Source organism: Pseudomonas sp. LBUM1645 (assembly GCF_059716185.1).
The window spans coordinates 1,440,644-1,463,822 of the sequence record NZ_CP166811.1 but is presented as its reverse complement, the minus strand read 5'-3'; the positions used below and the strand labels follow the sequence as shown (position 1 = coordinate 1,463,822).

Annotated in this window: 19 protein-coding genes; 6 read left to right on the top strand and 13 right to left on the bottom strand. The window is 59.9% G+C overall.

Annotation, left to right across the window (positions count from 1 at the left end):
• Positions 1 to 14 precede the first annotated feature (14 nt).
• Together pgl and zwf are read right to left on the bottom strand one after the other, a co-directional pair.
• Positions 15 to 728, bottom strand: a complete 714-nt coding sequence (pgl, locus tag ACA079_RS06360; RefSeq protein WP_497702936.1) for a 6-phosphogluconolactonase — start codon at positions 726 to 728, stop codon at positions 15 to 17.
• On the bottom strand, positions 715 to 2,184 hold the full coding sequence (gene zwf / locus ACA079_RS06355) for a glucose-6-phosphate dehydrogenase (RefSeq protein WP_008151108.1): 1,470 nt from the start codon (positions 2,182 to 2,184) through the stop codon (positions 715 to 717). The genes pgl and zwf overlap by 14 nt, the downstream gene beginning before the upstream one ends.
• Positions 2,185 to 2,427: 243 nt before the next feature.
• On the opposite strand from zwf, the gene ACA079_RS06350 reads away from it, so the two are divergent.
• On the top strand, positions 2,428 to 3,288 hold the full coding sequence (locus ACA079_RS06350) for a MurR/RpiR family transcriptional regulator (RefSeq protein ID WP_177318169.1): 861 nt from the start codon (positions 2,428 to 2,430) through the stop codon (positions 3,286 to 3,288).
• A gap of 95 nt (positions 3,289 to 3,383) precedes the next feature.
• Here ACA079_RS06350 and ACA079_RS06345 read toward each other — a convergent pair whose 3' ends face one another.
• The 11 genes from ACA079_RS06345 to edd form a co-directional block, all read right to left on the bottom strand.
• On the bottom strand, positions 3,384 to 4,238 hold the full coding sequence (locus tag ACA079_RS06345) for a D-hexose-6-phosphate mutarotase (protein ID WP_497702935.1): 855 nt from the start codon (positions 4,236 to 4,238) through the stop codon (positions 3,384 to 3,386).
• Positions 4,239 to 4,346: 108 nt separating this feature from the next.
• The gene (locus ACA079_RS06340) at positions 4,347 to 5,693 is read right to left on the bottom strand and encodes a carbohydrate porin (protein ID WP_497702934.1); all 1,347 of its coding nucleotides are present in this window, start codon (positions 5,691 to 5,693) and stop codon (positions 4,347 to 4,349) included.
• A gap of 96 nt (positions 5,694 to 5,789) precedes the next feature.
• Entirely contained in the window at positions 5,790 to 6,950 is a 1,161-nt protein-coding gene (locus tag ACA079_RS06335) for an ABC transporter ATP-binding protein (protein ID WP_497702933.1), read from the bottom strand.
• A gap of 2 nt (positions 6,951 to 6,952) precedes the next feature.
• Entirely contained in the window at positions 6,953 to 7,798 is an 846-nt protein-coding gene (locus tag ACA079_RS06330) for a carbohydrate ABC transporter permease (protein ID WP_497702932.1), read from the bottom strand.
• Complete coding sequence (locus ACA079_RS06325) at positions 7,791 to 8,699, bottom strand: carbohydrate ABC transporter permease (protein ID WP_046056150.1); 909 nt, start codon at positions 8,697 to 8,699, stop codon at positions 7,791 to 7,793. Before ACA079_RS06325 ends, ACA079_RS06330 begins: the two co-directional genes overlap by 8 nt.
• A 90-nt stretch (positions 8,700 to 8,789) precedes the next feature.
• Positions 8,790 to 10,091 (bottom strand): ABC transporter substrate-binding protein, encoded by a 1,302-nt coding sequence (locus tag ACA079_RS06320; protein ID WP_497702931.1) that lies wholly within the window; start codon positions 10,089 to 10,091, stop codon positions 8,790 to 8,792.
• A gap of 117 nt (positions 10,092 to 10,208) precedes the next feature.
• On the bottom strand, positions 10,209 to 11,468 hold the full coding sequence (locus tag ACA079_RS06315; protein WP_497702930.1) for a D-mannose isomerase: 1,260 nt from the start codon (positions 11,466 to 11,468) through the stop codon (positions 10,209 to 10,211).
• Between the two features lie 225 nt (positions 11,469 to 11,693).
• A complete protein-coding gene (locus ACA079_RS06310; protein ID WP_046056146.1) occupies positions 11,694 to 13,163 on the bottom strand; it encodes an ATP-binding protein in 1,470 nt (489 codons plus the stop codon).
• A complete protein-coding gene (locus ACA079_RS06305) occupies positions 13,153 to 13,884 on the bottom strand; it encodes a response regulator (RefSeq protein ID WP_010457397.1) in 732 nt (243 codons plus the stop codon). Before ACA079_RS06305 ends, ACA079_RS06310 begins: the two co-directional genes overlap by 11 nt.
• Positions 13,885 to 14,041: 157 nt before the next feature.
• Positions 14,042 to 14,992, bottom strand: coding sequence for a glucokinase (locus tag ACA079_RS06300; RefSeq protein ID WP_497702929.1), 951 nt, complete (start codon positions 14,990 to 14,992; stop codon positions 14,042 to 14,044).
• Positions 14,989 to 16,815 carry a phosphogluconate dehydratase gene (gene edd, locus ACA079_RS06295; protein WP_046049478.1) on the bottom strand — a complete coding sequence of 609 codons (1,827 nt, stop codon included), beginning with the start codon at positions 16,813 to 16,815 and terminating at the stop codon, positions 14,989 to 14,991. Before edd ends, ACA079_RS06300 begins: the two co-directional genes overlap by 4 nt.
• A gap of 220 nt (positions 16,816 to 17,035) precedes the next feature.
• On the opposite strand from edd, the gene gap reads away from it, so the two are divergent.
• The 5 genes from gap (at position 17,036) to ACA079_RS06270 (ending at position 23,091) form a co-directional block, all read left to right on the top strand.
• Entirely contained in the window at positions 17,036 to 18,037 is a 1,002-nt protein-coding gene (gap, locus tag ACA079_RS06290; RefSeq protein WP_046056143.1) for a type I glyceraldehyde-3-phosphate dehydrogenase, read from the top strand.
• Between the two features lie 215 nt (positions 18,038 to 18,252).
• The gene (locus ACA079_RS06285; protein WP_497702928.1) at positions 18,253 to 18,717 is read left to right on the top strand and encodes a methylglyoxal synthase; all 465 of its coding nucleotides are present in this window, start codon (positions 18,253 to 18,255) and stop codon (positions 18,715 to 18,717) included.
• Between the two features lie 77 nt (positions 18,718 to 18,794).
• On the top strand, positions 18,795 to 19,313 hold the full coding sequence (locus tag ACA079_RS06280) for an RNA polymerase sigma factor (RefSeq protein ID WP_497702927.1): 519 nt from the start codon (positions 18,795 to 18,797) through the stop codon (positions 19,311 to 19,313).
• A gap of 124 nt (positions 19,314 to 19,437) precedes the next feature.
• Positions 19,438 to 20,403: a FecR family protein gene (locus ACA079_RS06275; protein ID WP_497702926.1), complete on the top strand. Its 966-nt coding sequence runs from the start codon at positions 19,438 to 19,440 to the stop codon at positions 20,401 to 20,403.
• 123 nt (positions 20,404 to 20,526) lie between these two features.
• On the top strand, positions 20,527 to 23,091 hold the full coding sequence (locus tag ACA079_RS06270) for a TonB-dependent receptor (protein ID WP_497702925.1): 2,565 nt from the start codon (positions 20,527 to 20,529) through the stop codon (positions 23,089 to 23,091).
• Positions 23,092 to 23,179 lie beyond the last annotated feature (88 nt).

The following is a 23,179-nucleotide window of genomic DNA, read 5'->3' as shown; positions in this document are numbered from 1 at the left end:
GGCTGTTCCTTGGCTCATGGGCACCAGTAAATCTCTAACGTAGGTTGCAGAAACGCGCGAATCGGCATGGCGGCGACATCGTCACCGGCCAATGCGGCACTCAAGGTGGTCAGTTTGGACTGACCGGAAATCGATAGAACGGTGGTCTTGGCCGAGGCCAGCAGCGCACGACTCATGGTCAGGCGCTGATGCGGCACGGTGGGCGCCAGCATCGGGTAGCAACGACGTGTGCCGTCGACTTTCAAGGCATCGGCCAGGTTCGGGCTGTTCGGGAACAGCGAAGCGGTATGACCGTCGTCGCCCATGCCGAGTATCAGCACGTCGATCGACGGTAATTCCGCGAGCAGGCGATCAGCCTGTTCGGCCGCCAGTTCAAGGTTGGCCGTGGCGCTGTACAAACTCAAAAACTGAGCCTTGGCCGCCGGACCTTGCAACAGGTAACGCTTGAGCAGGCCGGCATTGCTGTCGGCGTGTTCAACCGGCACCCAGCGCTCGTCGGCCAGGCTGACCACCACGTTCGACCAGTCCAGCGCCTGTTTGGCCAAGTGCTGGAAAAACGCCACCGGGCTGCGTCCACCGGAAACCACCAGGGTCGCGGTGCCGCGCGCGTCGATCGCGTCACTCAGTTGCTTGGCCACATTCAGCGCCAAACCTTCGGCCAGCAGCACCGGGCTTTTGAACTCATGGGCGCTGACGCCCTGAGGCAGTTTCAATTCAGATATCGCCATACCACGACCTCCCATCCCGCGTGATCAGAGCAATGGAGCTCATCGGTCCCCAGGACCCGGCCGCGTACGGCTTGGGCGCATCACCGGATTTTTTCCACCCGGCGATCAACTGGTCACACCACTTCCACGCGGCTTCGATTTCATCTTTACGGACAAACAGGTTCTGATTGCCGCGCATCACTTCCAGCAACAACCGCTCGTAGGCATCGGGAATCCGTGCGCTGCGATAAGTGTCGGAAAAATTCAGCTGCAACGGACCGCTGCGCAGCTGCATGCCCTTGTCCAGGCCTTGTTCTTTGGTCATCACGCGCAAGGAAATGCCTTCGTCCGGTTGCAGGCGGATAATCAGCTTGTTGCTGATTTGCAGGCGCTGCTCGGGAGCGAAGATGTAGTGGGACGGTTCCTTGAAGTGGATGACGATCTGCGACAGCTTCTGCGGCATGCGCTTGCCGGTACGCAGGTAAAACGGCACACCGGCCCAACGCCAGTTGCGGATATCGGCACGCAGCGCAACGAAGGTTTCGGTGTCGCTCTGGGTATTGGAGTTCGGCTCTTCCAGGTAACCGGGAACCGATTTGCCTTCGCTGTAACCGGCGATGTACTGACCGCGCACGACCTGAGTGGTCAGGCCTTCCGGACTGATCGGCGCCAGTGCCTTGAGCACTTTTACTTTCTCGTCACGGATGCTGTCGGCGGACAGGTCGGCCGGCGGGTCCATGGCGATCAGGCAGAGCAGTTGCAGCAGGTGATTCTGGATCATGTCCCGCAGCTGACCGGCCTTGTCGAAGTAACCCCAGCGACCTTCGATCCCGACCTTCTCGGCCACGGTGATTTCCACGTGGGAGATATAATTCTGGTTCCACTGGGTTTCGAACAGGCTGTTGGCGAAACGCAGGGCGATCAGGTTCTGGACGGTTTCTTTGCCCAGGTAGTGGTCGATGCGGTAGGTGCGGTTCTCCGGGAAGAACTGCGCCACGGCGTCGTTCACCTTGCGCGAGGATTCCAGGTCCGAACCGATGGGTTTTTCCAGCACCACGCGAGTGTTTTCGGTCAGGCCGACCTTCGACAGGTTCTCGCAGATCGCGCCGTAAACGGCGGCCGGTGTCGCGAAGTAGGCAATCACTCGCTGGGCGCTGCCGGCCATTTCGGCCAGGGCGACGTAATCGTCAGCCTTGAGGAAGTCGACGTGCAGGTAACTCAGACGGGCCAGAAAGCGTTCGACCACGGCTTCGTCAAGCTCTTTGGCGACGACGTAGCGGCGCAGCTCGGAGGCGATAAACGCCAAATGCTGCTGCTCGCTGCCCGGCTCACGGGCCAGCGCGATAATTCGCGTGTCCTCGTGCAAGAGGCCTGCGCCATCGAGCTGATAAAGGGCAGGAAACAGCTTGCGCAAGGCCAGATCGCCGAGGGCGCCGAACAAGGCAAAGGTGCACGGTTCAACCGTAATCGAAGGCATGATGTTTGTTCTTTTATCAAGTTAAGCTACAAATACCTTTTTTCAAGGCATCACTCAAGGGAAAATGTAGTAATAACCACAACATTTTCGCAAAATACAGATTCCGAGTGGTGGACGGTCGGAGCCATCAGTAGGATAGGCCACCGTTTGGGGCCGCATCAAAGGCCCAATTTGCATAGCAACACGCTTGTTTGCATCGCAGATGCACTCTTGTAGGCGAACCAAGGAAACCATATGGACCGCGTGCGAAATTTACTGGAACAGATCCAGAATCGCCTTGAAGACCTGAACAAGGCAGAACGCAAAGTCGCCGAGGTGATCCTGCTCAACCCACAGCAGGCCACCCGGTTCAGCATCGCCGCCCTCGCCCAGGCCTCCAAGGTCAGCGAGCCGACGGTCAACCGTTTCTGCCGTTCGTTCGGCGTCAGCGGCTACCCGGAACTCAAGCTTCAATTGGCCCAGAGCCTGGCCAGCGGCGCGGCGTATGTCAGCCGTGCGGTCGAGGCCGACGACAATCCGGAGGCCTATACCAAAAAGATTTTCGGCAGCGCCATCGCCTCTTTGGACAGTGCGTTACAGGCGCTTGACCCGAACCTGATCAGCCGCGCCGTCGACCTGTTGATCCAGGCCCGGCAGATCCACTTCTTCGGCCTCGGCGCCTCGGCCCCGGTGGCGCTGGATGCGCAGCACAAGTTCTTCCGCTTCAACCTGGCGGTCACCGCCCACGCGGACGTGCTGATGCAGCGCATGATTGCGTCGGTGGCGCACACCGGCGAGTTGTTCGTGATCATTTCCTACACCGGCCGTACCCGCGAACTGGTGGAAGTGGCACGTATTGCCCGGGAAAACGGTGCTTCGGTACTGGGCCTGACGGCCGAGGGTTCGCCACTGGCAAAGGCCAGCACGTTGAGCCTGAACATTCCGCTGCCGGAAGACACCGACATCTATATGCCGATGACGTCGCGGATCATTCAGCTGACCGTGCTGGATGTACTCGCCACAGGCATGACCTTGCGCCGAGGCGTGGACTTCCAGCCGCATTTGCGCAAGATCAAGGAAAGCCTGAATGCCAGTCGGTATCCGATTGGGGATGAGTTTAATTAAAAAGATCGCAGCCTCGCTTCGCTCGACAGCTCCTACAGGTTTACACGATCCCTTGTAGGAGCTGTCGAGTGAAACGAGGCTGCGATCTTTTGATCTTACGCCCCGACCCGCGCCTGCAAACTCAAATGCGCCCTCTCCCCCGGCGCCAGACTCAGGCTATCGGTCCCGCCACTCGCCGCTTCAACACACACAAACTCCGAAATCTCATTCCAGCTCACCCCCAGCAACGGCCGCGAGCCCGGATGCCAAACCACCGTGTCCGCATGGTCACCGGTATCGATGCACAACTCGCGCTGCCAGGCGTGGTCCTTGAGCTGTAATTCGCCGTCATGCTGGAACACCCGCTGACAGCCACCCTCTACCCGCAACTCGCCTTCCTGATGACAAATCTGACGGTTCAACTGGTCGTAACCCTGCGCCCCGTCGAGCCCAGACAGCGCTACCTCACCGACGTCGCCAATACGCCAATACGCGTGCAACGCCTGACTCAATTGGCACGGCAGGCTGTCCTGATGCTCGGTGCTCAGGCGTAAATCCATGCGCTCGCCCAAGTGCGCGTGCAGGTCCACTTGCCAGTCACACAACTGAAGTTGCCAGTGCAGACGCACGCCATCGTCATCAGTGCTGCTGTCCAGCAGCTTCCAGTCGATCAGCCGTGCCCAGCCATGGGATGGCCAGGCGTTTTCGCTCGGATGACGGCCATACCACGGCCAGCACACTGGAACACCACCACGTATCGCGCCGACCTGCGGCCACTTCGCCGCGCACCAGAGCCAGGGTTTCTGGCCCTTGGGCTCAAAGTGCAGCAACTGCGCACCCTGCCGACTGAACACCGCCTGACACAGCGGATGGTCGATCACCAGCACGTCGCGCTTCTGATAGCGCTCCCACGCAAACACCGGACGTTCGCGCAAGGATTTGAAGAAGCGTTGTAGCGGATGCTCATGCATGTGCCACGGTCCTGAAAATCACCCGGGGTGCGCCGCCCCCAAAAAAAAGCGGACAGCCAAGGCTGTCCGCAAAAATGCGCACATAGAGAGGAGCTTATCGCAACAGCGTTAGAACACCGACTGAATTTTCAGGCCGGCGACCAGCGCGTTGTCGACTTCATCAACACCGCCCGGGTGAGTGATGTATTGCAGGTTAGGACGCACGGTCAGCCAGTTGGTAACGTGGAAGCCGTAGTTGATCTCGTAGTTGTACTCAGTGTTACGCAGCGGCGCGAACAGCGGGTCCTGATAGTCAGTGACATTGTTGGAGGCGTTGACCAACTCTGAGTTTTTCTTCACGTCATCGTTGACATGGATACGCGCGGCACCGATACCCAAGTCATCCTTCGGACGTGCATCGAACGGGCCCTTGTACACCAGCATCAGCGACTGGTAGTTATCGACGAAGTTGGTGTCCTTGTCGTGGAAGGTAGCGTTGGCAGCAATGTTCAGACCGCGGGACTTGTCACCGTTGTGGCTGGTGAGTTGTTGCTGGGCAACAAACCAGTAACCGTGCTTGCTGTCGTGGCTGCGGTAGGCGTTGCCGCTGGTGGCTGCATCATTGCCGTTGTCGTCTTTCAGGACGTCATCGGCATTGGCCGTGCTTTTGTAGTAACCGACACGGTATTCGCCGGGCAGGTTATTCGGGTTAGGCAACCACACCAGTTCAACTGGAAGAACGGTGCCCGCAGTACCACTGCCGCTGAGCTTGAAGCCGTTACCGTGCTCCAGCTGAGTCGGGTTCTGGTTGTAAGCGCCGATCTGCGCATACCACTCAGGCGAGATGTTGTACTTCACGCGGACCGCAGCCTGCATGACCGGCCAGTTGTACCAGATGTTGGTGGCCCAGTTACCCGCTTGGGAACCGCAGAATGCCAGGTTCTGGAACTCGCAAGGGAAGGTGTTGAAGTCCTCGCCTTCGCCGAAGTAACCGGCTTTGACGTCCAGTTTGCCGTCGAGGAACTGGTGCTTGATCCACAATTGGGTCAGACGGACCATATGGCCACGGCCGTAGACTTCCTGTGACGAACTCAAGGTGCCGGCACGCGGATCGCCGACACGGTCATTGGAGATGTTCTCACCGTTACGGTTGGTGAACTGGACCTTGGCCTGGGTGTTATCCCAGCCCCACAACTTTTGCAGGTCCAGCGCCACGCCCAGACCAAACTGGTCGGCGTAACGCGCAGTCTTGTCATCATTAAACCCGCCGTGGAGGTTGCCGCCCACTTCACCGACGTAGTCCATCTTGATGTCGATACCCTGCTCGATCAGCTTGGTCCGCTCGCCACCCCAATCACCGGTCATCCATTCGGAATCGGCGCTGAACGCGTCAGCCGCATGCACGCTACCGGCCAGCATCATTGCCGCAATCGCTGACAACTGGCAGATAAGCTGAGCGTTGTTCTTCTTCTTCATCCCTACATCCTCGTTTTATTGTTATTAACTGTTTTTATTTAACGCGGTGACATCTAGATCCCTTGTGGGAGCGGGCTTGCTCCCACATTTTGTTCTTCAGCGGCCCTTGAACTGCGCCACATTGGCACTGTGAGTCTCGGTTTTAGACTGACCGGCCACCCCCAGGCGCTCACCGGTCTTGGCATCGAACAACAGCACTTTCGATGGATCGAATTGCAGGGTCAGGGTCTCGCCCACGGCCGGTGCAACGTCCGGCGCCAGACGGCAGCAGACTTTGGTTTCGTTGAGATTGACGAACACCAGGGTGTCGGGACCGGTCGGCTCAGTGACCTGAACCTCGGCGCGAATGGTCGGCAAACCGTTCGGCTCGCTGCCCGCCAGCACGATCTGCTCCGGACGCAGACCGAGGATCACTTCGCGATCTTCCAGACCGGCGTCCTGCATGCCCATTGGCAATTCGCAGCGCGCCTGACCGCTGTCGAGCAGCGCCACCAAACGACCGTCCTTGCGCTGCAAACGCAGGGGGATGAAGTTCATCGGTGGCGAACCGATGAAGCTCGCCACGAACAGGTTGGCCGGGTTGTTGTAGATGTCTTTCGGCGTGCCGAACTGCTGAATGATCCCGTCCTTCATCACCGCCACTTTGTCGCCCAGGGTCATCGCTTCGATCTGGTCGTGGGTCACGTAGACCGTGGTGGTTTTCAGGCGCTGGTGCATCAGTTTCATTTCGGTGCGCATCTCGACGCGCAGCTTGGCGTCGAGGTTGGACAGCGGTTCGTCGAACAGGTAAATCTTCGGCCGCCGCGCCAGGGCACGACCCATTGCCACACGCTGTTGCTGACCACCGGAGAGCTGACCGGGTTTGCGGTTGAGCAAATGTTCGATCTGCAACAGCTTGGCTACCCGCGCCACTTCCGCTTCGATGTCGGCGGCGGGCATTTTGCGGATCTTCAAGCCAAAGGCGATGTTCTCGCGCACGCTCATGGTCGGGTACAGCGCGTAGGACTGGAACACCATGGCGATGTCCCGGTCTTTCGGGCTCATGCCGCTGACGTCCTGGTCACCGATCATGATCGCGCCGCCGGTGATGGTTTCCAGACCGGCGATGCAATTCATCAGGGTCGATTTGCCGCAACCCGAAGGTCCGACCAGGATCAGGAACTCACCGTCCTTGATCGACAGTTCGATGTTCTTGAGGGTGTCCGGCAGGCCGGGGCCATAGGTCTTGTTTACATTGCGAATTTCGAGCGTAGCCATGATTACCCCTTGACTGCGCCGGCCGTCAGCCCGCGCACGAAATACTTGCCTGCGACCACATAGACCAGCAGGGTCGGCAGCCCGGCGATCATCGCCGCCGCCATATCAACGTTGTATTCCTTGGCCCCGGTACTGGTGTTGACCAAGTTGTTCAACGCCACCGTAATGGGTTGCGAGTCACCGCTGGAGAACACCACGCCGAACAGGAAGTCGTTCCAGATCTGGGTGAACTGCCAGATCAGGCAGACCATGATGATCGGGGTGGACATCGGCAGGATGATCAAGCGGAAGATGGTGAAGAAACCCGCGCCATCCAGCCGCGCCGCCTTCACCAGCGCATCGGGAACGCTGACGTAGTAGTTACGGAAGAACAGCGTGGTGAACGCCAGGCCGTAGACCACGTGCACGAATACCAGGCCCGTGGTGGTGCTCGCCAGGCCCATCTTGCCGAGGGTGAACGAGGCCGGCAGCAGGACGGTCTGGAACGGCAGGAAGCAACCGAACAGCAGCAAACCGAAGAACAGTTGCGAGCCTCGGAAGCGCCACATCGACAGCACATAGCCGTTCAGCGCACCGATGGCAGTGGAGATCATTACCGCCGGAACGGTGATCTTGATCGAGTTCCAGAAATACCCGTCGACAGTGCCCCAGGCCTTGACCCAGCCAATGCCGCTGACCACGGTCGGCCAGCTCAGCAGGTTGCCGGAGTTGATGTCTTCCGGCGTCTTGAAACTGGTCAACAGCATGACCACCAGCGGAATCAGGTAAAGGAATACGGCAAGGATCAGCACGCCGTAGATCGCGATGCGACTCAGGCTGATGGAAGGTTTGGCAGAGAAACTAGTCATGGCGCTTGGTCCTCAGCTCGGAGTACAGGTAAGGCACGATGATTGCGAGAATCGCACCGAGCATCAGAATCGCACTGGCCGAGCCCATGCCCATCTGGCCGCGACTGAAGGTAAAGGAATACATGAACATCGCAGGCAAGTCGGAGGAGTAACCCGGGCCACCGGCGGTCATTGCCGCCACCAGGTCAAAACTCTTGATCGCGATGTGAGCCAGGATCATGACCGCGCTGAAGAACACCGGGCGCAGGCTGGGCAACACCACTTTCAGGTAGATCCGCGGCATGCTCGCGCCATCGATCTGGGCGGCACGGATGATCGATTGATCAACGCCACGCAGGCCGGCGAGGAACATCGCCATGATAAAGCCCGAGGCTTGCCATACCGCAGCGATCACCAGGCAGTACACCACGCGGTCCGGATCGATCAGCCAGTCCAGGCGAAAGCCTTCCCAGCCCCAGTCACGCAGCAATTTGTCCAGGCCCATGCCCGGGTTGAGCAGCCACTTCCAGGCGGTACCGGTGACGATCATCGAGAGCGCCATCGGGTACAGGTAAATGGTGCGAATGAAACCTTCGCGACGAATGCGCTGATCAAGAAACACCGCCAGCAGGACACCGATCACCAGGGTGATACCGATGAACATGCCGCCGAAAACCGCCAGGTTCTTGCTCGCTACCCACCAACGGTCGTTGTCGAATAGCCGCTCGTATTGCGCCAGGCCCGCCCATTTGTAAGTCGGCAGGAAGGTCGACGTGGTGAACGACAGGACGAACGTCCACAGGATATAGCCATAGAAGCCGACCAGGACGATGAACATGCTGGGCGCCAGCACCAGTTTGGGGAGCCAGCGCTGCAGTGCATCGAACGGCGAGGCCTTGCTGAACACAGCAACAGAACTCATGGGAAGATCCCGTACGAAGAGAAAGGATTACAAGCGCCGGCCTGGTGGGAGCGGGTGTGCCCACTCCCACAGGATCTGCGCGGCTAACGGTTACTTGGCAGCTTTGACGGCCGTGCCGAGTTGCTTGGCGGCAACGGCAGGATCGGCTTTCGGGTCGTTGATGTAGTTGGTCACGACATCAAAGAATGCACCCTGTACCGCCAGCGTGGTCGCCATGTTGTGCGCCATGCTCGGTTGCAGGCCGCCGGACTTGGCGTCCGCCAGGAAGTCCTTGGCGGCAGTCTGGGCGCAGGAGTCGAAACCGTATTTGCCCATGTCGCTCAGCATGTCGATTCGAACCGGAATCGAGCCTTTGTTGATGCTGAAGACTTTCTGGAAGTTCTCACCCAGCACGATCTTGGCTATGTCCTGCTGAGCGGCAGCAGTGCCCTTGTCTTTCTGCTTGAACACCGCCAGGGAGTCGATGTTGTAGGTGAAGGCTTTGTCGGTGCCCGGGAAAGCTACGCACTCGTAGTCCTTGCCGGCAACTTTCTTGGCCGCTGTCCACTCGCTCTTGGCCCAGTCACCCATGATTTGCATGCCGGCCTTGCCGTTGATGACCTTGGCTGCTTCCAGGTTCCAGTCCTGGCCTTTGCCGTCGGCGTCCATGTAGGTCGCGACTTTCTTCAGCTCGGTCAGCGCCTTGACCATTTCAGGGCCGGTCAGTGCAGCGTTGTCCAGGTCGACCAGGGCTTTCTTGTAGCCGTCGACGCCCATGACCGAAAGGACCACCGCTTCGAACACGGTGCTGTCCTGCCAAGGCTGGCCGCCGTGAGCAAGCGCAATGAAGCCCGCCGCCTTGAGCTTGTCACCGGCCGCGTAGAATTCCTGAAGGGTGGTTGGCGCTTTTTCGATGCCGGCTTTCTTGAAGACTTCCGGGTTGATCCACAGCCAGTTGACGCGGTGAATGTTCACCGGCACGGCCACGTAGTCACCCTCATACTTCACGGTATCGGAGACTTTCTTGTCGAGCAGGCTGTCCCACTTCTCCGTTTTGGCGGCGTCTTTCAAGACGTCGGTGTCGAGCAGACCGGTAGACGCCCATTCCTGGATGTCCGGACCTTTGATCTGCGCTACGCCCGGTGGGTTACCGGCAACGGCGCGGCTTTTGAGTACGGTCATGGCCGTAGCACCGCCGCCACCGGCGACTGCGCCGTCCTTCCAGGTGAAACCGTCTTTTTCGACTTGGGCCTTAAGAACATCAACGGCAGCTTTTTCGCCACCGGACGTCCACCAGTGAACGACTTCTACCGAACCTTTGGAATCGGCAGCAAGCGCACTCAGCGGGAATGCAGAGAGGGGAAGCATTGAGGCGAGAGAAATGACAGTAGCGAGGCGAGAAATCGCATTCATCTAGTAGTACCTTTCTTGTTGTTATGCATGCAAGTCTGGTGCTTGCGCTGCATAGGATTTTAAACAGGAGTGATCCCTTCGCAGGTAACGAAGGGACGTTCGAATGTCACCACATGGTTACACAGGAGCGCTCTGGGATAACTGTGCCAAGGCCGTCGCCATACTCGGTGCCAGAGGCAGGCGCGGGATCAGCACCGCTTGCCAGGCGTGATAAAGGTCGGGTTTACCGGCCCAGATATCGGCGCTCGGGCGATTCTGCGGATTGAGTTCGTGATGCCAGCTGCCATCACATCGGTCGATGAAATGACCGTCACAGAATTCCCAAAATAGTCGATACCAGCTTTCATATTGCGCATCGCCTGTGCGTTTAAGCAGAGCGCTGGCGGCGGCACTGGCTTCGCAATGGGTCCAGTGCAGGCGATGGCGAACCACGGCGCGATTGTCCCAGTCGAGGGTGTAGACAATCCCCGGCGCCCCGTCGACATCCCAGCCGTGACGGCAGTTGTGGTCGAAGAGTTTTTGCGCGTCGGTGGCGAGCCAGCCCGGCGTCAGCATCCCGGCTTTAACCCGCGCCGCTTCGAGGTGCAGCATCAACCGGGCCCATTCGAAACCGTGGCCCGGCGTGGTGCCATAGGGGCGAAAACCATCGGCCGGGTTGTCGTGGTTGTATTCGCGCAAGGGTTGCCAGTCGCGGTCGAAATGCTCGACCACCAGGTAGTCGTTGGCAGCGGCGTGACCATGGATAACCCGCTCGACAATGCGCTGGGCGCGGCTCAGCCAGCGGTTCTCTTCGGTGACATCAGCCAACGCGAGAAAGGCTTCGGTGGCGTGCATGTTGCTGTTGGCGCCGCGATAGGCTTCTTCATCACTCCAGTCGCGGTTGAAGGATTCGCGCATCGCGCCCTCCTCCTCACTCCAGAAATGCGTGTCGATGATGTGGATGGCATCGTCGAGCAAGGCCTGTGCACCGGGACGCTGAGCGACAACCGCGGAACTCGCAGCCAGCGCGACGAAGGCGTGCAGGTAAGCCGCCTTGCCGGTGTTGCCGTCACGATGCTCGGCGGCAGCGAACCAGCCACCGTGTTCGGCGTCACGCAATGGGCCGCTGAGGGCTTTGACACCGTGATCCACCAGCTCGGCGAAACCCGGCAAGCCCTGAACGTGAGCCATGGCGAAGCTGTGGGTCATGCGCGCGGTGTTCATGGTTTCGGCGTGGGCGTTGGCCGGGAGGCAGCCCTTTTCATCAAGATTGCCGAAACCTTCAGGAAGCTTTGAAGCCTTGGCAAACGCCAGCAGGCGCAGGCCTTCGGCGGCGAGCCATTGCTGATGGGCGGGGGCGTTCAGCCAACTGCTGAAAGCGGGTAGGAAGGTGTCCATGGGGTGCCTTTTTTGTTGTTATGACTGAGGGCAGTCTAAACAACGGGGGGTGGTGGGCTTGTAACGAAGGGGGCAGGTTTTGTCACCGGGTTGTGACATACAGATTTTGTGGTGGGTGATTATTTGTGGCGAGGGAGCTTGCTCCCGCTGGACTGCGCAGCAGTCCTTCTTTTGGGGCCGCTTCGCGCCCCAGCGGGAGCAAGCTCCCTCGCCACAGGATCCGCGTCAATCGATTGATCGCGGCAAATGCAACGTCACCCGCAACCCACCCTCACGCAAATTCTGCAGGCTGACCTCCCCCCCATGGCTATGCGCAATATTTCGCGCAATCCCCAACCCCAACCCATAACCCTGCTGCTGCCCGGCCAGGCGGAAGTGCGGCTCGAACACCTGCTCCATCCGCTGCTCCGGCACGCCTGGGCCTTCATCGTCCACATGCAGGATGAACGCACTCTGGTCGTCATCAATGTGCAAATGCGCTTTCTGCCCATACTTCAAGGCATTGTCGATCAGGTTGCCGATGCAACGCTTGAGCGCCAGCGGCTTCCCCGGATACGCCGCCAGCGCACGCCCTTGCTGAGTGACACGACCATTGCCGTTGGGCGCCAGATACGGCTCCACCAGACAATCAAGCACGTGGTTGAGGTCCACCGGTTCGATGTTTTCGTGGATGTCGGTGTCTTTCACGCATTGCAGCGCGCCTTTGACCAGCAGCTCCAGCTCATCCAGATCCCGCCCGAACTTGGCTTGCAGCGTTTCGTCTTCGAGCAATTCAACCCGCAACCGCAAGCGGGTAATCGGCGTGCGCAGGTCATGGGATATCGCGCTGAACAACTGGCTGCGCTCGGTCAGGTAACGGCTGATACGTTCGCGCATCGCATTGAAGGCGCGGCCGACCTCGACCACTTCACTGCCACCACCCTCGGCCACTGGCTCGACTTCCGCGCCGAGGGACATGTCCCGGGCAGCCCGCGCCAAACGCTTGAGCGGCCGGCTCTGCCAGTGCACCAGCAAACCAATGAACAACAGCAAGAAACCGCTGGTGAGCACGATGAACCAGACTTGCTGCGCCGGCAGGCCTTGTTCTTCAAGACTGGTGTAGGGCTCGGGCAACAGCGAGGCGATGTACAGCCACTCGCCCGGTGCCATCTGGATTTGGGTGACCAATACCGGTGGGTTCACCGGCTCCAGGGTCAGCGCGTAATGCGCCCAGGAGCGCGGCAATTCATCAAGTTTCAGCCCGCTGTTGAAGATCCGCAGGTCTTCGGGGCTGACGAAGGTCACCGAGATATCGGTGTCCTGGCCCAGGGACTGGCGCAGCACTTCGTCCACCGCTTTGAGCACGGCTTCCTTGCGCGGGGTGATCGGCAGCACTTCCATGCCCAAGGGTTTGTCGTTGAGCGTCACCACAAAACGGGTGCCGCCCATGCTGCGCAACTGGTCGAGTACCAATGGCCGAAACGCTACCGGCAAAGAGCGGAAGTAACTGACGCTGGCCGTCATCGAATGAGCGAGGCTTCGGGCGCTGGTGACCAGGCCTTCAAGTTGGGTTGCGCGCAGTTGCGAGACCCAGATCACGCTCGACAGCGTCTGGGCGAACAACACCGCCAACAGCGTCAGCAGCAACATCCGCCCGAGCAGCGAGCGCGGCACGGGAATCCGTGCGGCGAGTTTGCGGAAAAACTCAGTGGCCATTGCTGGCAACCACATTGGCGGCCAGTTGGTAGCCGCTGCCGCGCACGGTACGGATCAGCCGCGGCGGTTTTTCGGTGTCGCGCAGGCGCTGGCGCAAACGGCTGACGGCCATGTCGACGATGCGATCCAGCGGCATCAAATCGCGGCCACGGGTGGCGTTGCCGATGGTGTCGCGATCGAGGATTTCCTGGGGGTGATCGAGGAACAGTTTCAACAGCGCGAAATCGGCGCCGGAGAGAATCACTTCTTCGCCGTCAATGTGGAACAGTCGGTGGCTGACCATGTCCAGCCGCCAGTCATCGAAGGCCAACACTTCACCGCCGGAACGCTCCTGACCGAACTGCGCGCGACGCAACAAGGCTTTGATGCGCGCCTGCAATTCACGTGGGCTGAAGGGTTTGCCGAGGTAATCGTCAGCACCCAATTCTAGACCGATGACGCGGTCGGCCTCGTCGGAACTGGCGGTGAGCATGATGATCGGTACCTGCGCCTGACGCGGGTGCTGACGGATCCAGCGGCAGAGACTGAAGCCGTCTTCGTCCGGGAGCATCACATCGAGGATCACCAGATCGCTCGGTGCCTCGTTCATCGCCTGACGAAAGCCTGCACCGTCGGGCGTGGTTCGCACCTGAAAACCCGCGCGGGTCAGGTAGGTGTCCAGCAACTCGCGTATCTCTTGATCGTCATCGACCAACAAAATCGACTTGTTGACTGAGCTCACAGGGGCGGCATCCTTGTTGTTTGAATTGGGCGGATTATGCCTGATCGTTCGTAAATCTATGTTGTCTGTCATGACCCCATCGCGAGCAAGCTCGGCTCCTACAGGTCATCACAACCCTGTAGGAGCAAGGCTTGCCCGCGATGAAGGCGACTCGGTCTTAGGCCTGGTCGAGCGCCACTCCCGCCCCCATCAAGCCGGAATACGGCGCCGTCACCAGCCACACCGGGATGCCTTTGAAGTAATCGCTCATGCAACCCTTGTCGGCAAAGCACCGGGCAAAGCCGCTTTCGACAAAGAAATCAGCAAACCGCGGAATCACCCCGCCCACGATGTACACGCCACCCCGTCCGCCCGTGGTCAGCACGTTGTTGCCGGCCACACGACCCAGCCAGCAGCAGAACTGCTCAAGCACTTCCAGGGCAATCGGGTCGCCGGCCAGACCGGCCGCGGTAATCGACTCGGGGGAATCCAGCACGGGTTCATAACCGTCCACCGCACAAATCGCCCGGTAAACCCGCGGCAAGCCGCTGCCGCTCAACGCCGTTTCAGCGCTGACATGACCGATCTCATTGAAGATGTGCTGCCACAGTTGAGTTTCCCGCGGACTGCTCAGCGGCAAATCGACGTGACCGCCCTCCCCTGGCAACGCGGCGAAACGACCTTCGCCGAGATCGAGCAGCGTGCCGACACCGAGTCCAGTGCCCGGACCGATCACCACCGCCGGCCGCAACGGTTCCGGCGTGCCTTCGCAGACCACCCGAAACTCGTCCGGCTGCAAACGGGTCATGCCCAGCGCCATGGCCGAGAAGTCGTTGACCAGCAACAGTTGATCCACCTGCAAGGTATTGCAGAAACCCCTGCGGCTGAGTCGCCAGTGATTGTTGGTGAACTTGAATTCATCGCCGCTGACGGGGCCGGCCACCGACAGGCACACCGAACCGATCGAACCCGGTTCCAGGCCAAGCCCGCTCAGGTAGAGAGCAATCGCCTCTTCCGGGCTGGCGTGGTCGGCCGTTGCCAGCACCTGGATCGATTCCAGCTGCTGGTTTTTCCACAACGCGAAACGTGCGTTGGTCCCACCGATGTCACCGACCAAAGCCAGTTTCAATTAAGCGTCTCCAGGGCAGAAGTAAAGGCGCTGGCGCCCTGCTCTGCGGAGCTGAAGGCCATGCGCATGAAACCAAACAGTTCGCGACCGCTGCCGATGTTATTGCCCAACAGGCCCTTGGCAGGTTCGCGCGCTGCGAATTCGTCGGCGTCCACCTTAAGCTCCAGAGTGCCTTTGACGCCATCGACGCGGATGATATCGCCCTCTTGCACCCGCGCCAAAGCGCCGCCCACATACGCTTCGGGGCTGACGTGAATCGCCGCAGGGATTTTCCCCGACGCACCGGACATGCGCCCGTCAGTGACCAGCGCGACTTTGAAGCCGCGATCCTGCAGCACGCCGAGGAACGGCGTCATCTTGTGCAGCTCCGGCATGCCGTTGGAACGCGGGCCCTGGAAGCGCATCACCGCGACGAAATCCTTCTCGAGCAAACCGGCCTTGAACGCATCGGCCAGATCCTGCTGATCCTGGAACACCATGGCCGGTGCTTCGACGACCTGGTTTTCCAAAGCAACGGCGGACACTTTCATGACACCGCGACCAAGGTTGCCTTCCATCACTCGCAAACCGCCCTCTGGCGAAAACGCACGAGCGACCGGACGCAGGATGGTTTCGTCGAGGCTTTCGATCGGGCCTTCGCGCCAGACCAGTTCGCCGTTTTCGAGGAACGGTTCCATGGTGTAGCGGCTCAGGCCGTGGCCCAGTACCGTGTTGACGTTTTCGTGCAGCAGCCCGGCTTCCAGCAGTTCGCGGATCAGGAACGACATGCCGCCCGCCGCCTGGAAGTGGTTGATGTCGGCTTTGCCGTTCGGGTAGACGTGGCTCAGGGTCGGCACCACCTCGGAGAGGTCGGCCATGTCTTGCCAGGTCAGTTGAATGCCCGCCGCCATGGCAATCGCCGGCATGTGCAAGGTGTGGTTGGTCGAGCCGCCGGTGGCGTGCAGGGCCACGATGGAGTTGACCAGCGAACGTTCGTCGACGATTTCGCCGATCGGCATGAAGTCGCCGCTCTGCTTGGTCAGACGCGTGACCTGATGCGCGGCTTCGCGGGTCAGGGCATCACGCAACGGGGTGTTCGGGTTGACGAAAGAGGCGCCCGGCAAGTGCAGGCCCATGACTTCCATCAGCAACTGGTTGGTGTTGGCGGTGCCGTAAAAGGTACAGGTACCCGGGCTGTGGTAGGACTTCATCTCCGATTCCAGCAGCTCTTCGCGGCTGGCCTTGCCTTCGGCATAGCGCTGGCGCACGTCGGCTTTCTGCTTGTTGGAAATGCCCGAGACCATCGGCCCGCCCGGCACGAAGATCGTCGGCAGATGACCGAAACGCAGCGCGCCCATCATCAGGCCCGGCACGATCTTGTCGCAGATGCCGAGCATCAGCGCGCCGTCGAACATGTTGTGGGACAGCGCCACGGCGGTGGACAGCGCAATCACTTCGCGGCTCGGCAGGCTCAGTTCCATGCCCGGCTCGCCCTGGGTCACGCCATCGCACATGGCCGGGGTGCCACCGGCGAACTGACCGACGGAGCCGATTTCGCGCAGGGCCTTTTTGATCTGTTCAGGAAAGACTTCGTACGGCTGGTGCGCCGAGAGCATGTCGTTATATGACGAAACAATCGCAATGTTCGCGGAGTTCATCATCCGCAGACTGTTTTTGTCGTCGGTGCCGCAACCGGCTACGCCGTGGGCGAAGTTGGCGCATTGCAGCTTGCCGCGCATCGGACCGTCGCTGGCAGCACCACGAATCAGTGCAAGGTAAGCCTCACGCGTGGCGCGGCTGCGGGCGATAAGCCGTTCGGTGACCTCAAGGACGCGGGGATGCATGTTTAGAACTCCAGGCTAACGGATGTGGCGACCTGATTGTCTATGCTGAACAAGAGCCGTTGTCGATGGGATGACAGACGGTTTTCTTGATCGGTCGGACCAGTTGATTCAGGTCACTCGTTGTAGTTTGAACAAAATATTGCCATTAAAAAGGCTTGTTTTCTATTTTTATGCGAATAATCTTGTAATTCCAACAACAAAACGACGGCGGCCCTGTTAAATGACTCTTCGAATCGCAATCAATGGTTTTGGCCGAATTGGCCGTAACGTCCTTCGCGCACTGTATACCCAAGGGTATCGCCAGGATCTGCAGATCGTTGCCATCAATGACCTGGGCGACAGCGCGATGAACGCTCATCTGCTCAAGTACGACACTGTTCACGGCACGTTCGATGCCGATGTCCAGCACGATCAGGAAAGCCTGACCGTCAACGGCGACCGTATTTCTGTCAGCGCCATTCGCAATCCGGCCGAACTGCCTTGGGCTGCCGAGAAGATCGACGTCGTATTCGAATGCACCGGTTTGTTCACCGACCGCGACAAAGCCGCCGCGCATATTACGGCCGGCGCACGCAAAGTAATCATCTCGGCCCCGGCCAAAGGCGCCGACGCCACGGTGGTGTATGGCGTTAACCACGACATTCTGCGCCAATCGCACCAGATCATTTCCAATGCTTCGTGCACCACCAACTGCCTGGCCCCGGTGGCGCAGGTGTTGCACCGCGAGCTGGGTATCGAAAGCGGTCTGATGACTACGATCCACGCCTACACCAACGATCAGCACCTGACCGACGTCTATCATGTCGACCCGTATCGTGCGCGTTCGGCCACCCAGAACATGATCCCGAGCAAAACCGGCGCGGCTGAAGCGGTCGGCCTGGTGCTGCCGGAACTGGCGGGCAAACTGACCGGTATGTCGGTGCGCGTGCCGGTGATCAACGTGTCGCTGGTGGACCTGACCGTGCAACTCAAACGCGAAGCGTCGGCCGATGAAGTGAACGCGCTGCTGAAAGAAGCCAGCCAGCACTCGAAGATTCTCGGGTACAACACCCTGCCGCTGGTCTCCAGCGACTTCAACCACAACCCGCTGTCGTCGATCTTTGACGCCAACCACACCAAGTCCAGCGGCAAGCTGCTCAAGGTGCTGGCCTGGTACGACAACGAATGGGGCTTCTCCAACCGCATGCTCGATAACTGCCTGGCGCTCTGTAACGCAGAATAAGTCACGGCTTACTCTGTGTTGACGCGACTTCATTACGTGTCGACGCACGGACATGTAGGAGCTGCCGAAGGCTGCGATCTTTTGATCTTGATCTTCATTGGCCTCATGGCAGCTAAGATCAAAAGATCGCAGCCTTCGGCAGCTCCTACCCGGTGTTTGCAAAGCCGAATAAAGCGTCACGCCATGTCGGTGTATGACGCCGGGAGCAGCAACCGATGATCGGTATCATCTTTACGCAAAAGACCATGGCAGCGCGCAAGCGTATTGCCTTGGTCGCCCATGACCACTGCAAAGTGTTTTTGCTGGACTGGGCCGAGCGGCAAAAAGACAGGCTCGCACAGCATGAACTGGTCGCCACCGGCACCACCGGGTTGTTGTTGCAACAACGCCTGGATTTGCCTGTGGAGAGCATGATCAGCGGCCCATTGGGCGGCGATCAGCAACTGGGTGCGCGAATCGCCGAGCAGCGGGTCGACATGTTGGTGTTCTTCTGGGACCCGTTCGAACCACAGCCGCACGACCCGGACATCAAAGCGTTGCTGCGAGTCGCGGCGGTCTGGAACATTCCGGTGGCCTGCAACGAATGCAGCGCCGACTACCTGCTCAGCAGCCCGATGATGGAACAGGCGCACGAACACCGGATCCCCGATTACGCGACCTATCTGCTGGGCCGCGCCTAAAGCTTCACAAATCAATACTTGACCACTCGAGCGGATGATAAGCATTATCATTCGCTCGAAATGGATCAGGTTCTCCCGTGAGTCAATCTCGCTTCAATCACGTCTTCATCGCTCAGCGAGTCTCTCTGCTGCGCACATTGGAGCGGATGGTCAACAATCACAGCACCGCCGAAGACCTCCTGCAGGAGACCTACCTGCGAGTGACCCGGGCGCTCAGTGAACGGGCCATCGATCACCTTGAACCCTTCGTTTTCCAGACCGCCCGTAACCTGGCGCTGGACCATTTGCGTGCGCGGCGGATTCAGTCGCGCACGATGCTCGACGACGTGCCGCTGGATGTGGTGGAAAGCGTCGCCGCCCCCGCCAGCAGTGCAGAGGACGCCGCCCATGCCGAACAATTGCTCGAGCGTTTAAACGTGAGCCTCAATGAACTCAGCGCCCGTCAGCAGCAGATTTTCATCCTCAGCCGTCTGCACGGGCACAGCTATCTGGAGATCGCCGAGAAGCTCGACGTGTCATTGAGCACCGTGCAAAAGGAGCTGAAACTGATCATGGCGATCTGCATCGGCGTGGCTGAACGGTTAAACGGCGACTGAATCTGTAGGTTAATTCTCTATGTGTGAGGATGACCTGCACTGACTATCGGGCTTTGCTACCCTTGCCCCACTTTCAAGCTTCACTAAAAAAACAGCGGTGCCAAGACACTGCCGAGGAAACACCGTGACGGACACCCACCGCTCCCTTCCGCCCTCCCCGGCGCGGGACCCCGCAAGTGCGATGGACCAGGCCCTGGACTGGCTGATCGTGCTGGACAGTCCGAGCGAGGAACAGACCCGACAGTTTCACGACTGGCTGGCCACCGATCCGTTGCATGCCGAAGCGTTCGCCAAAGCTCAGGCGATCTGGGAGGGCCCGCAGGTCGTGCAATGCGCGCAAAGCCTGGCCGCCCGCCCGCCGAAAGTGACCGTCCTGTCGCGCCTGCGACCGCACTGGAAACCCTTGGCCACCGCCGCCGTGCTGATCCTCGGTTTGTTCAGCTTCAGCAATCTGCCGATTCGCCTGCAGGCTGATCACCTGACCGTGGTCGGTGAACGCCAGCGGCTGCAACTGGAGGATGGCTCGAAGGTCCTGCTCAATACCAATTCGGCCTTCTCCAGCACCATCAACGATCAACAGCGCGTTGCCCGCTTGTATCAAGGCGAGGCATTTTTCGAGGTGGCGGCCAATCGCGGCCAACCGCTGGAAATCGACGCCGGGCCGGTCAAGGCCAGCGTGCGGGACACCGCCTTTGCGGTGCGTTATCTGGACGGCGTGGCACAGGTTCGGGTGCAGCGTGGGGATGTCGACTTGCGAGCGACCCGCGACGACGCGCGAATTCGATTGTCAGCCGGAGAAAGCATCCGCATCGGCCCCAACGGTTTTGATCGTCCCGCCAAACTAGATGCCGCGACCGACCTGGCGTGGGTTCAGGGTCGACTGGTGTTCGAAAACTGCCCGCTGAGCCAGGTGCTGGCGGAGCTGCGTCGTTACTATCCGGGCTGGATCATCAACAACAACGAGCAGTTGGCCGACATCGCCGTCACCGGCAATTACCGCCTCGACCAACCGTTGGACGTGGTCCGTTCGCTGGCTCACATCACCTCGGCGCGGCTCCAGGAATTCCCGGCGCTGGTGATTTTGAACTAAATGAGAATTATTTTTACTCGATAGCCAAAACCCGTACGTCTCGTTATAGCCAATGCAATTGATTCGCATCTTCAAGATGCCGATCAGCACCTATAAAGATTCGTGCGACACGGAGCGCTATCGATGTCCTCTCGCCTTACCCGCCAACCTTCTTCACCTTCTCGCGTGCTGTCGCTGCTGACCGCCGCCATCCTGATGGCCGGCAGCGCGCAGCTCTGCGCCGCCACCGCTGCAGAGCAACCGACCCGCAACATGGGTGATTACGCGTTTGCCATCCCTCAGCAGTCGCTGGTCTCGGCACTCAATGCCTTTACCGCCGTGACCGGTTGGCAGGTCGGCTTGCCGGCAGTACTGGCTGAAGGCGTGGCCTCGCCGGGCGTACGGGGTTCGCTGCCGCCGGAGAAAGCCCTCGATCGCCTGTTGGTGGGGACCAACCTGAGCTATCGCAAACTGGGCACCAACAACATCGTGCTGGAGAAGCGCAGCAACAGCAGCGCACTCAACCTGGACCAGGTGACCATCAGCGCCACTCGCCAGGAACAGGACGTAAACAGCGTGCCAAGCACCGTCACCGTCCACACCCGCGAAGAGCTGGACCGTAACAACGTCAATAACATCAAGGATCTGGTGCGCTACGAACCGGGCGTATCGGTGGGCGGTGCCGGTCAACGCGCAGGTCTGACTGGCTACAACATCCGCGGCATCGACGGTGACCGCGTATTGACCCAGATCGACGGCGTGCAAGTGCCCGACAGTTTCTTCAACGGCCCTTACGCCCAGACCAACCGCAACTACGTCGACCCCGAGATCGTCAAGCGCGTCGAGATTCTGCGCGGCCCGGCGTCGGTGCTCTACGGCAGCAACGCCATCGGCGGCGCGGTCAGCTACTACACGCTGGACCCGGACGACATCATCAAACCGGGCAAGGATGTCGGCGCACGCCTGAAAACCGGCTACAGCTCGGCCGACGACAGCTGGTTGACCTCTGGCACGGTGGCCGGTCGCACCGGTGACTTCGACGGCCTGTTGCACTTGAGTCAGCGCAACGGTCATGAAACAGAGTCCTACGGTGAAACCGGTGGAACCGGCCTGAACCGCACCGAGGCCAACCCCGAGGACGTGCGCACCACCAACGTGCTGGCCAAGCTGGGCTGGGACTACGCCGACGATGCGCGCTTCGGCCTGACCTACGAGCACTACAAGGATGACCGCGACACCAACCAGCGGAGCGCAGTGGGCGGCCCATTTAACGCAGGACGCGGTTTCGGCTTCTACAAATCCCGTACCGGCAACGACACCGTCACCCGCGAACGCTTCGGCCTGGAACACAGCTTCGGCCTGGACAGCGTCCTGGCTGACAACATCAAGTGGACGCTGAATTACCAGATCGCCAAGACCGACCAGAGCACCGAAGAAATCTACGCGCCGTCGCGCACCGTGCTGCGCAACCGCGATACCACCTACAAGGATCGCCAATGGGTGTTCGATGCCCAGGCTGACAAGTCGTTTGCCATCGCCGATACCGACCACCGCGTCACCTATGGCACGACCATCAAACAGGACAAAGTCACTGGCCTGCGTACCGGTAGCGGCACCTGCCTGACCGTGGCCGGCGCTTGCCGGGTCATCGGTGCCGCCAGCGCCGCCGACACCCTGAAACCCGCCAGTGATTTCCCGGACCCGACCATCAACAGCTACAGCCTGTTCGCCCAGGATCAGATCAGCTGGGGTAACTGGACCTTCCTGCCCGGTGCACGCTACGACTACACCAAGCTCAAGCCGCACATCACCGACGAGTTCCTGGTCACCGCCGACCAGAGCGGCAACGGTGTGGTGAGCGACGACACCAAGACCTGGCATCGTCTGTCGCCAAAATTCGGCACCACCTATAGCTTCAACGACAACTACACCTGGTATGGCCTGTACGCCGAAGGCTTCCGCACGCCGACCGCCAAGGCGCTGTACGGTCGCTTTGAAAACCTGGCCGGCGGCTATCAGGTCGCACCTAATCCCGACCTGGAACCGGAAAAAAGCAAGAGCTATGAAACCGGCCTGCGCGGCCAGTTCGACGCAGGCACTTTCGATGTGGCGGTGTTCTACAACAAATACCGCGACTTCATCGACGAGAACGCCATCACGCCTGGCTACACCGAGACCACATTCCAGAGCAACAACATCGCGCACGCCACCATCAAAGGTGTGGAGCTCAAGGGTCGCCTGAACCTGGACAGCTTCGGCGCCCCGACCGGTCTCTACACCCAAGGTTCGGTGGCCTACCTGTATGGCCGTAACGATGACAGCGGCCAGCCGCTGAACAGCATCAACCCGCTGACTGGCGTGTTCGGCCTGGGTTATGACCAGGACAACTACGGCGCCCTGTTGAGCTGGACACTGGTCAAACGCAAGACCCGCGTCGACAGCACCAGCTTCAAAACCCCCGACGGCACCAGCACCCAGTTCAAGACACCGGGTTATGGCGTGCTCGACCTGGCCGGTTTCTACAAGGTGACCGACGACGTAACCGTCAACGCCGGTTTGTACAACCTGACCAACAAGAAGTACTGGCAGTGGGACGACGTGCGCGGTTACGACAGCGTCGGCGAAGCCTCGGTCACTCAACCGGCCAACCTCGATCGCCTGACTCAACCGGGTCGCAACTTCGCGATCAATCTGGTCTGGGATATCTGACCCTGCCACCTCACTGCTCTGCTTTTAGAGAAGTGGCGCAGTGAGGTTTTTTTACTGTCTGGCGCCACGTCATTCGTCTCGTTACCAA

Bases quoted from the DNA above. Each gene is read 5' to 3' on its own strand.
- pgl (WP_497702936.1), bottom strand. From the start codon at position 728: ATGGCGATATCTGAATTGAAACTGCCTCAGGGCGTCAGCGCCCATGAG.
- zwf (WP_008151108.1), bottom strand. From the start codon at position 2,184: ATGCCTTCGATTACGGTTGAACCGTGCACCTTTGCCTTGTTCGGCGCC.
- ACA079_RS06345 (WP_497702935.1), bottom strand. From the start codon at position 4,238: ATGCATGAGCATCCGCTACAACGCTTCTTCAAATCCTTGCGCGAACGT.
- ACA079_RS06340 (WP_497702934.1), bottom strand. From the start codon at position 5,693: ATGAAGAAGAAGAACAACGCTCAGCTTATCTGCCAGTTGTCAGCGATT.
- ACA079_RS06335 (WP_497702933.1), bottom strand. From the start codon at position 6,950: ATGGCTACGCTCGAAATTCGCAATGTAAACAAGACCTATGGCCCCGGC.
- ACA079_RS06330 (WP_497702932.1), bottom strand. From the start codon at position 7,798: ATGACTAGTTTCTCTGCCAAACCTTCCATCAGCCTGAGTCGCATCGCG.
- ACA079_RS06325 (WP_046056150.1), bottom strand. From the start codon at position 8,699: ATGAGTTCTGTTGCTGTGTTCAGCAAGGCCTCGCCGTTCGATGCACTG.
- ACA079_RS06320 (WP_497702931.1), bottom strand. From the start codon at position 10,091: ATGAATGCGATTTCTCGCCTCGCTACTGTCATTTCTCTCGCCTCAATG.
- ACA079_RS06315 (WP_497702930.1), bottom strand. From the start codon at position 11,468: ATGGACACCTTCCTACCCGCTTTCAGCAGTTGGCTGAACGCCCCCGCC.
- ACA079_RS06310 (WP_046056146.1), bottom strand. From the start codon at position 13,163: ATGGCCACTGAGTTTTTCCGCAAACTCGCCGCACGGATTCCCGTGCCG.
- edd (WP_046049478.1), bottom strand. From the start codon at position 16,815: ATGCATCCCCGCGTCCTTGAGGTCACCGAACGGCTTATCGCCCGCAGC.
- gap (WP_046056143.1), top strand. From the start codon at position 17,036: ATGACTCTTCGAATCGCAATCAATGGTTTTGGCCGAATTGGCCGTAAC.
- ACA079_RS06285 (WP_497702928.1), top strand. From the start codon at position 18,253: ATGATCGGTATCATCTTTACGCAAAAGACCATGGCAGCGCGCAAGCGT.
- ACA079_RS06270 (WP_497702925.1), top strand. From the start codon at position 20,527: ATGTCCTCTCGCCTTACCCGCCAACCTTCTTCACCTTCTCGCGTGCTG.